This window comes from Martelella sp. FLE1502 (assembly GCF_053484255.1).
In genome coordinates, this window is the sequence record NZ_JBAKFQ010000031.1 from 49,457 (window position 1) to 58,648 (window position 9,192).

Sequence of the window (9,192 nt, forward strand, 5' to 3'; positions counted from 1 at the left end):
GCCGTCCTCCACCTTAGTCTCGCACTATCTTCAGCAATGGTTCGAAGCTATATAGCGCTGGGCGTCGTCCAGCTGAAGGTTCAAGTGTTCGAACAAGCTGCTTCTCAACTAAAATGCGAGTGAAGCGATGCGCAGTGGTCTCGGGAATTCCGGATTTGCTCGTAAACACGTTATTGCGGAAAACCGGACGGGAAAACAAGAAGTCCAGGGCTGCAGTGCTCCACTGAGACGAGAGCAATTGGGGAAACTCTTTTTTTAACTCTTCATAAAGGTCGCGGATCCGTTCCGCTGTAGCTAGGTTTTTTTGTGCCTGAGCCTCCAGAGCCTCCAGAAAAAATACGATCCACTCGGTCCACGCTCCTGAACGAGACACTTCGCGCATCCGGTCGATATATTCATCACGCCTATCTTCAAAATAGCTACTGATATAAAAATGTGGCGCTGAAATCGCGCGACTTTGCCATAGCATGAGCGTGATCAGCATGCGTCCAATTCGACCGTTTCCATCCTTGAAAGGGTGTAAGGCTTCAAACTCCAAATGTGCGATTGCCGTTTTGATTAGTATTTGCCAGCTATCATCTTCAATGAATGCGAAAAGACGCTCCATACCATCGGGGAGTTGTTCAGGGCGCATGGGAACGAACTGCACTTTTCGACGTGCTCGATCTGCTAAATAATTCTGTTCGGACTTGAAATCCCCTGGTGTCAAATGTGCGCCCCGTCCAAATCCCAACAGCACCCGGTGAGCGCTGCGAACCAGAAAGCTGGATAGGGGAGCCCCTTGCTCCATTGAACGTTGAGCGGCAGTTAGAGCGCGGCTATAGAGAAACACCTCAATAGCTTCATTCCGATAATTGCCGCCAAGCTCTTCTCCGCTTTCTTCCTGATCCGCTTCATACCGCAGAACTTCGTCAAGCGTGCTGACGGTGCCCTCCATACGTGACGAGACGACAGCTTCCTGATTTCTCAATGGAGCAAGCAAAATTTCGCTGTTGTGCATGCCTTTCAACATCTGATCATAACGCGCGAGCGAGGCGGAAGCCGATGCGATGGGTGAGAGCAGCCGCCCGGTTTCTATTTTTTTCGGCGGAAATTGATCATAATGATATTCAACCGCATCGCTGAAATCGAGGCCCGGATAACGCTCCATTTTGAGTTCCTATTTTCATGAAATACGGGAGTCAAATTAGTTTGACTGCAACATGCGGCAGCCAAATAACTTTGTCTACCAAAAATATCGCCGTTTGGAACTCAAGCCTTTTTGACTCTCATCCCTGACAGTCAAATCCTGTTGGCTTCCAATTTACAGCTTCTTCGGAAGCCAACAAGCTAACCGGCCTTCACAACCCTTTGCCGCTCTCTATCACACCGATAGAGATGCAGCGTCCCGTCCGCAATCAGCCTTGCCGCCTGACCGACATGTGCCAGCAGGCAAGGGTGGCACTCTGCAATCTCCAGAACATTCATGTCCAGAAAAATTGCCCCGGCGCTTCATTTTGCTATTGTGGCTTTCAAAGCATCGGTGAGGGATGAATATCGTGACAACATTGACCCTTTCGCAGCTGGAGAGCCATCTCTGGCGCGCGGCGGATATCCTGCGGGGATCGATCGATTCCGGCGATTACAAGCACTACATTTTCGGGCTTCTGTTCTTTAAACGCCTCTCGGATGTCTGGCAGGAGGAATATGAGGAGCGGTTGGCACGCTATGGCGACGCGGAGATAGCGGCCGATCCGGAGGAGCACCGCTTCGATATCCCGCAGGGTCATTTCTGGAAGGATGTGCGCAAGCAAACCACCGATATCGGCACGCATCTGAACGCCGCCTTCCGCGCCATTGAAGACGCGAACATGAAGCTGCGCGGCGTCTTCCAGGATGTCGACTTCAACAACAAGGAGCGCTTTCCGGATGCCATGCTGGAAAAGCTGCTTCAGCATTTCGAGACCTATCGCCTGCGCAAGTCCGATGTCGAGCCGGATGTGCTGGGTCAGGCCTATGAATATCTGATCGCGCAATTTGCCGATGATGCCGGCAAGAAGGGCGGCGAGTTCTATACGCCGAAAATGGTTGTGCGGCTGATCGTCGAGTGCCTTGAGCCGGAAGAAGGCATGTCAATCTATGACCCGACCTGCGGCTCGGGCGGCATGCTGCTGGAAGCGGTGCATCATTTGGAGCGGCAAGGCAAAAACCCGAAAAGCCTGTCGCTGTTCGGCCAGGAGCGGAACCTCAACACCTGGGCCATCTGCCAGATGAACCTGTTCCTGCATGATATCGACGACGCCCAGGTGGCGCGCGGCGATACGCTGCTGGAGCCGAAGCACCTGACGGGCGACAGCGTGAAGGCCATCCGCACGTTTGACCGGGTGCTGGCCAACCCGCCCTTCTCGCTGAAAAACTGGGGCCACGAGGTCTGGTCGAAGGGCGACGCCTATGGCCGCGATCGCTATGGCTGCCCGCCGAAATCCTATGGCGACCTCGCCTTCGTGCAGCATATGGTGGCGAGCCTGAAGGAAGACGGCATCTGCGGCGTGGTGCTGCCGCATGGCGTGCTGTTTCGCGGCGGCGCAGAGGGCAAGATTCGCGAGGGGCTGATCCGGGACGATCTGGTCGAAGCCGTCATCGGCCTTGCACCCAACCTTTTTTACGGCGCGGGCATTCCGGCCTGCATCCTGATCCTGCGGAAGACCAAACCGGCCGAGCGCAAGGGCAAAATCCTGATCGTCAACGGCGCGGAGCAGTATGTCGAAGGCAAGGCGCAGAACCATCTCTCGGAGGAAAATGTCGCCATGCTGGCAAAGGCCTATGGTGATTTTACCGATGCCGAGCGGCTGGCGCGGGTGGTCCCGACAAGCGAAATCGAGGCGAATGCCTTCAACCTCAATATCAGCCGCTATGTTCATCTGGGCGAACAGGCCGAGGCGGTCGATGTCGCGGCGGAAGTGGAAAAGCTGGTCGAACTTCAGACTGAGCGAGATGCAGCGGAAGCCCGGATGATGGGCTTTCTGCGGGAGCTTGGTTATGTCGCGTGAGATGCCTGAGGGGTGGACGAGCTCTGAGCTTGGAGCGGTTCTGAGCGTGCTACGCAACGGCTTCTCATGCAATCAATCTGTGGGCGGCGACACCCCCGTTTCGCGAATTGAAACTATCGCAGACGGCTTCGTTAACAGCAGCCGCTTTGGCTTCACCCCTTGGGACGAAAAATTATCGAAATATCGCGTAGAGCGAGGCGACATATTCTTCAGTCACATAAATAGTCCAGCTCATATCGGTAAGACTGCTATATTTTCTTCCGACGAAGTCTTGTATCATGGCATGAATTTGATGCTGATGAGAGCGGATCGCAGCAAGATTTTGCCAGAATATTTGCTCTCAGTTCTCCGGGACAAGGCTGCAAGAAGCTATTTTCGATCGAGTTGCCGACCTGCTGTTAATCAGGCTAGCCTCAGCAAATCAATTATATCTTCATTCTCTTTTTTGCTTCCCCCTCTCGAAGAGCAACGCCGCATCGCCGAAATCTTGTCCGGGGTTGATGAGGCCATTGCTGCAACGCTGGCGGTGATCGAGCAGACCAGAAAGGTCAAGCAAGGCATATTGCAACGCTTACTGAGCAGAGGCATTGGCCACACACGCTTCAGGCAGACGGAGATCGGAGAAATCCCCGAGGGCTGGGAAGTCGGTCCGCTGAGCCGTTTTGGAAAGGTCTACACGGGAAAGACACCGAGCACCTCGGACGATGAAGCATGGGGAGGAGACACCCCGTTTGTGACCCCTGGAGACCTCTCTGACGAGCGCGCGATCGTCGTCGATTCAAGCAGATATGTGAGCGAGCACGGAACACGTCGGGGTCGGGTAATGCCGGCAGGTGCTGTAGCAGTGACTTGCATAGGTTCAACAGTTGGAAAGACGGGTATTCTTAATGAACCATGCATGACCAATCAGCAAATCAATACGATATGCTGCAGGGAGGAAGTCTCACTGTTTGTCTATGAAACCTGCATCTCGCTTCGGAGCTACCTACAGAGGATTTCAGGTAAGCAGGCAGTGCCGATCGTGAATAAAAGCACTTTCGAGAACATCTTAGTGGCGCACCCAACACTCGAAGAGCAGATCGAGATTAGCAAGATCGCTTTGGAAATTGAAAAGAACCTCAAGACGCAACTGAACACCCTGAAGCGGTTGAGCCTTTTGAAATCCGCCCTGATGTCCGACCTCCTCACCGGCCGCAAGCGCGTCACCGATGCTCTGCCCGTGGCTGCGGAGTAAGCACTTATGAGCCAAGGTCCCGAATGGCATTTCGCCGAGCGTCCCACGATCGAGCATCTGCAAGCCATGGGCTATGGCTTCGTCGCCCCTGCGGAACATTCCGCTCTACGCGATGGCGAGAACCAGGTTCTGTTTCGTCCGCACCTCATCGACGCGCTGATGCGCATCAACGGGATCGACCGCGCCTCTGCCGAGGCTGCCTATGGTGAGCTTGCGGCGATCAGCGATAACGAGGCCTGGCTGGAAGTGCTGCGCGGCGATTATGCCCGTAAGGTGACCGGCAAGGAAACGCGCCAGACGCTGCGGGTGATCGATTTTCTTGACCCCGGCAATAACCGGTTTTCCGTGACCCATCAGCTCAGGGTGAAGGCGGAAAATACGCGCAAGCCCGATGTGGTGGTCTATGTGAACGGCATTCCGCTGGTCGTCATCGAGGCGAAAAGCCCGCTGAATGTGAAGGACAAGACCGGCGAGGCCTTCGAGCAGATCAGGCAATATGAGCGGGACATTCCGCGCCTGTTCTTCTCCAATGTCTTCAACATCGTCACCGACGGGGCGCTGGTGCTCTACGGCGCGACCGGCTCCGGCTCGAAATATTTCGGCGCATGGCGCGATCCTTGGCCGAAGGCGGACGCCGATTTTCCCGACACGCTGGCCAAGGGCCTCTGGTGCCTGCTGGAGCCGCGCCGCCTGCTGGACCTGATCGCGCATTATGTCGTGTTTGAAAAGACCGAGACCGGCACGATCAAGAAAATCTGCCGCTACCAGCAGTTCCGCGCCGTCAACCGCATCGTCGACCGCGTGATTGAGGGCAAGCACCGGCAGGGGCTGATCTGGCACACGCAGGGCAGCGGCAAATCGCTGACCATGGTGTTTGCAGCGCTGAAGCTGAAGACGCACCGGACGATCCAGTCCGAGGCGCTGACCAATCCGAACATTCTGGTGCTGACCGACCGCGTCGACCTGCACAGCCAGATCAGCGGCACCTTTGTTGCCTGCGGCCTGCCGAACCCGACGGCAATCGAGAGCATCAAGGATTTGCACGCGCTGATCCGCAGCGGAAAGGACGGGCACACCGCGCTTTCCACCATCTTCAAGTTCCAGGGCTCGAAGGAGGCGATTGCCGACTCGGAAAACTGGATCGTGATGGTGGATGAGGCCCACCGCACGCAGGAAAAGGATCTCGGCGCCTATCTACGCGCTACGCTGCCCAACGCCCGTTTCTTCGGCTTTACCGGCACGCCGGTGAAGAAGGACGACAAGAACACCTATGAGAATTTCGGCGTGCCGGGCGAAGGCTATCTCGACAAATACGGCATCGATGACGCGGTGGCCGATGGCGCGACCGTGCCGATTTACTATACCGGCCGCAAGACCGACTGGCATATCGACGAGGCGAAGATCGATATCCTGTTCGACACATGGTTTGCCGAGCTGGACGACGACAAGCTCAACGAGATCAAGACGCGCGGCGTGCAGATCGAGGATCTGGTCAAGCACCCGCGCCGGATTGAGCTGATCGCCTACGACATTTGGACGCATTTCAAAGCCTACGCCCGGCCGGACGGTTTCAAGGCGCAGCTCGTCGCCATCGATCGTGAGGCGGTGATCCTTTACAAGCAGGCGCTGACGAGAGTCATTGCCGAGGACCTTGAGGCCGAGGGAATGGAGCCCGACGAGGCCCTGGTCCGCGCGGAAGCCATGTCGGCCTGCGTCTATTCGATCAACCAGGAAGACGGCAAGCCGAGCGAGGACGCCCACAAGCAGGCGATCCGCACCGCGCTCAAAGCGAACTATCTGGATGCCGGCGCGGAGAAGCTGGTGAAGAAGGCCTTTGGCCGTAGAGGAGAGGACCCGCAGTTTCTGATCGTTTGCGACAAGCTGCTGACTGGCTTCGATTGCCCGATCGAAAGCGTGATGTATCTCGACAAGCCGCTGAAGGAGCATGGTCTGCTGCAGGCCATCGCCCGCACCAACCGCGTCTCCGATGCGAGGAAGCGCAACGGGCTGATTGTCGACTATATCGGCGTTTCCGGTCATCTGGAGGCCGCGCTGTCCTCCTACCGCGCCGATGATGTGAAGAACGCCATGCGCGACCTAGATGATCTTCGCAACCAGCTGCGGGCCGCGCATGCGGCTGTCGCTGCGTTGATGAAACCGCTGAAGCGCTCAGGCCGCAACAAAGATGAACTGCTGGCGGAATACAATGCGTTCCTGGACCTGCTCGGCACAGAAGACAAATGGTTCGACTTCAAGGCGAAGGCACGCAGTTTCATCGCTCTCTATGAGACGCTCAGTCCGGACCCAAGTGTTCTGGGTTTCACTGCTGACCTCAAATGGGTGGCGAATTTCCTGATCTTCGGCACACGCCGCTTCGAGCATCGCGAGGCCTTTGACCAGATGAACTACAGCGAGAAAATCCGCGAGATGCTGGAGCAGCATCTGGAGGCGACCGGTCTGAGCGTCACCGTCAAGCTGCGCCACATCACCGATCCGGAGTTCTGGGAGGAGTTCGACCCGGCTGACAAGACGGACGAGGACCTGATGACGGCGGCCATCCGCAAGACCACGGAGCTGCGCAAGACCGTGACCGAGCGGATCGATGACAATCCGCATCAATACGGCAAGTTCTCCGAGCGCCTTCGTCAGTTGCTGCAGAAACTGGACAATGCGCAGCTAAGCTGGGCCGACAAGCTGAAGGCCGCAGAAGAACTGGCAAAGGAGATTGCCGAAGAGGACGAGGCGCATGTGGACACAGGTCTATCCGCCGATGCCTACGGCATTTTGCATATCCTCAATGGCTTCGAGGCGGGCTCGAAGGGTGCGGAACTCGCCGTCAGGCTAGAGGAACTCTATACCGACCCCACATCCGCACCCGCTGGCTGGTGGGAAAAAGATGGCCTACGCAAGAACCTCCGCCAGCAAGTGCGTCTCATGGCCCATGAGGCCGGCCTCCCGAAATTCCGCGAGGTCCCTGAGGAGGTCGAGTCCTACGCTCTCAAGCATTTCGCGGAACGCTGAGATGCCCGTTTTTCGTATTGGCGAGCGCGAAATAGAATATACGGTGCGGCGCTCTGCCCGCGCGAGCAGGGCAAATCTGAGCGTCACACCGCAGGCTTTCGAGCTGCTCGTTCCCGAGAGTGCTACCGATGCGCAGATCAACGCGGTGCTGGAGCGCCGCCGTGGCTGGATCATCGAAACCCTGCAGCATATGGAGGTGCGCGCCAGGGCCCAACCCCGCGTCTATCAGTTCGTGACCGGAGCCAAGGTGCCCTATCGCGGACGCATGACAAAATTGCACATCGAGCCCTTCGACGGTTCGCTCGTAGAGATCAGCTTCCGCAACGGCTTCCGCATCCAGACGCCGCGCGATCTTGCTCCGGGATCAGCAGACAGTCTCATCGAAAGTGCCCTGAGGCTGTGGCTGAGACGCCGCGTCCGCGATGATGCTCAAGAATTCGCGCGTCGTCATGGAGATCGACATGACCTGAAGCCGCGCGGCATCGTGATCAAGGACCAGAAGCACATGTGGGGCAGTTGCGGGCAAGACAGGCGGATCAATCTCAACTGGCACCTCATCTTCGCGCCAAAACCGGTTCTCGAATACGCCGTCGTGCACGAAATATGCCACCTGAAACACCGTAACCACGAACCGGAATTCTGGGACCTAGTCGGTCGGATCGTGCCCGATTGGAAAGAGCGCAAGGCATGGCTCGATACGAACGAGCACACGCTGGGCTGGGAAAAGATCGTCCCCGAAGCGACGAAGTGAGGCTGGGCTCTTACGTCACGCATACAAGCGTTACCATTGACTCACAGAAGCTCGCTGGCTGGCGTGGTCGCGCTGAATGTTGCAATACAGCGACTGCTATGCCAGACGCGCCATTGACTCTCCTGAGCGATTTGGTGCGAACCCGCTATTCCTAAATTGCGTCCCGCGCTTGCAAAAAAAGCCCGCTGGAAAACCAGCGGGCCGGAGAGACCAGAAACAACATCGCAAAGTCATGCTTTTTTGAACGCCTTCTGCAGTTCAGACGGCTCAATTTGTAGCATCAGCTCTCTGAAACCAGCAAAGCCAGGCCCCATTTTCCTTTTTAGAATAGATACAAATGCCTCCGCTTTCTGTTGCTGCGATTGCTGAGAGCCAGCACCGATAGTTTTCTGTGTATCCTGATTTCCTGCACTTCGAGCGCCATGCTTCTCCTCCCATTCTGCGTTCCAGTTCATTTTCTCGACTTCGATCGCCTCGCTAGACATCCCGATCATCTTAAGCTGACCCTCATGCTTACCCCAAGCGCGAGCCTTAGCCTGCTTAGCCTTCTTAATCGCATTCACATGTCGTTCTTTGCGCTTAGCCTCCGCGATGCGTTCTGCAACATCCTGCGGCTGAGGTATGCCTCCGTTGGCGATTTCAGCTATTACCGATTTCCTAAGTTTGAGAGGCGTGCTTTTCGCCGCGAGCTTATAAAGGGTCGCAGGGGGCATATGATCAATCACCTGCGGCACGGCTCCGAATTCAATAGCGACGTTCATGTAGTTCTGGGCCGTGCGCTCCGACATATCGAAGTGGAACTTCAACCACTTACCAAATAAACCGTGTCGCAGCTTGTCCTTTATCTTGAGAAGATCGTTTCCAGTCGCAATAATGCTGTCTCGATGCCTCTGACGAATACGTTCCGCCGTTGACTCAGCCTCCTCTGCAATGGCCTTGGGAAGCGCCAGGTAATCGAAACCTGGCTTGGACACCAACCGGTCGGATTGAACAATTTCAGTAGCCCCCTTGGCTTCTTCAACCTGCTTGACTGCGGGCTCATTGACCTCGGAAGCCAATTCCAGCTCTGGGATATCCGAGTTGAGGTTGCTAGAAAAATCCATTCTGAACCGCTCCGGGTTTGCCGGAGGCTTGGTTTCAATAGTTACGCGGCTTGG

General features: G+C 56.3%; 6 protein-coding genes. 4 read left to right on the plus strand and 2 right to left on the minus strand.

Annotated features, from left to right (window positions below; translation table 11 throughout):
* Positions 1-13 precede the first annotated feature (13 nt).
* Positions 14-1,150, minus strand: coding sequence for a Fic family protein (locus tag V6767_RS19975; RefSeq protein WP_448475061.1), 1,137 nt, complete (start codon positions 1,148-1,150; stop codon positions 14-16).
* A 388-nt stretch (positions 1,151-1,538) separates the two neighbouring features.
* Here V6767_RS19975 and V6767_RS19980 point away from each other — a divergent pair, with 388 nt between their 5' ends.
* From V6767_RS19980 to V6767_RS19995, 4 genes are read left to right on the plus strand one after another with little or no spacing between them, the layout of a single operon-like run.
* Positions 1,539-3,029 carry an N-6 DNA methylase gene (locus V6767_RS19980; RefSeq protein WP_448475062.1) on the plus strand — a complete coding sequence of 497 codons (1,491 nt, stop codon included), beginning with the start codon at positions 1,539-1,541 and terminating at the stop codon, positions 3,027-3,029.
* Positions 3,019-4,263 (plus strand): restriction endonuclease subunit S, encoded by a 1,245-nt coding sequence (locus tag V6767_RS19985; protein WP_448475063.1) that lies wholly within the window; start codon positions 3,019-3,021, stop codon positions 4,261-4,263. Before V6767_RS19980 ends, V6767_RS19985 begins: the two co-directional genes overlap by 11 nt.
* A gap of 6 nt (positions 4,264-4,269) precedes the next feature.
* A complete protein-coding gene (locus V6767_RS19990; RefSeq protein WP_448475064.1) occupies positions 4,270-7,284 on the plus strand; it encodes a type I restriction endonuclease subunit R in 3,015 nt (1,004 codons plus the stop codon).
* A 1-nt stretch (position 7,285) separates the two neighbouring features.
* Positions 7,286-8,035 carry a M48 family metallopeptidase gene (locus tag V6767_RS19995; RefSeq protein ID WP_448475065.1) on the plus strand — a complete coding sequence of 250 codons (750 nt, stop codon included), beginning with the start codon at positions 7,286-7,288 and terminating at the stop codon, positions 8,033-8,035.
* Between the two features lie 230 nt (positions 8,036-8,265).
* Here the strand turns inward: V6767_RS19995 and V6767_RS20000 are convergent.
* The coding region (locus tag V6767_RS20000; protein ID WP_448475066.1) for a DUF3102 domain-containing protein at positions 8,266-9,192 on the minus strand (927 nt) is incomplete at its 5' end.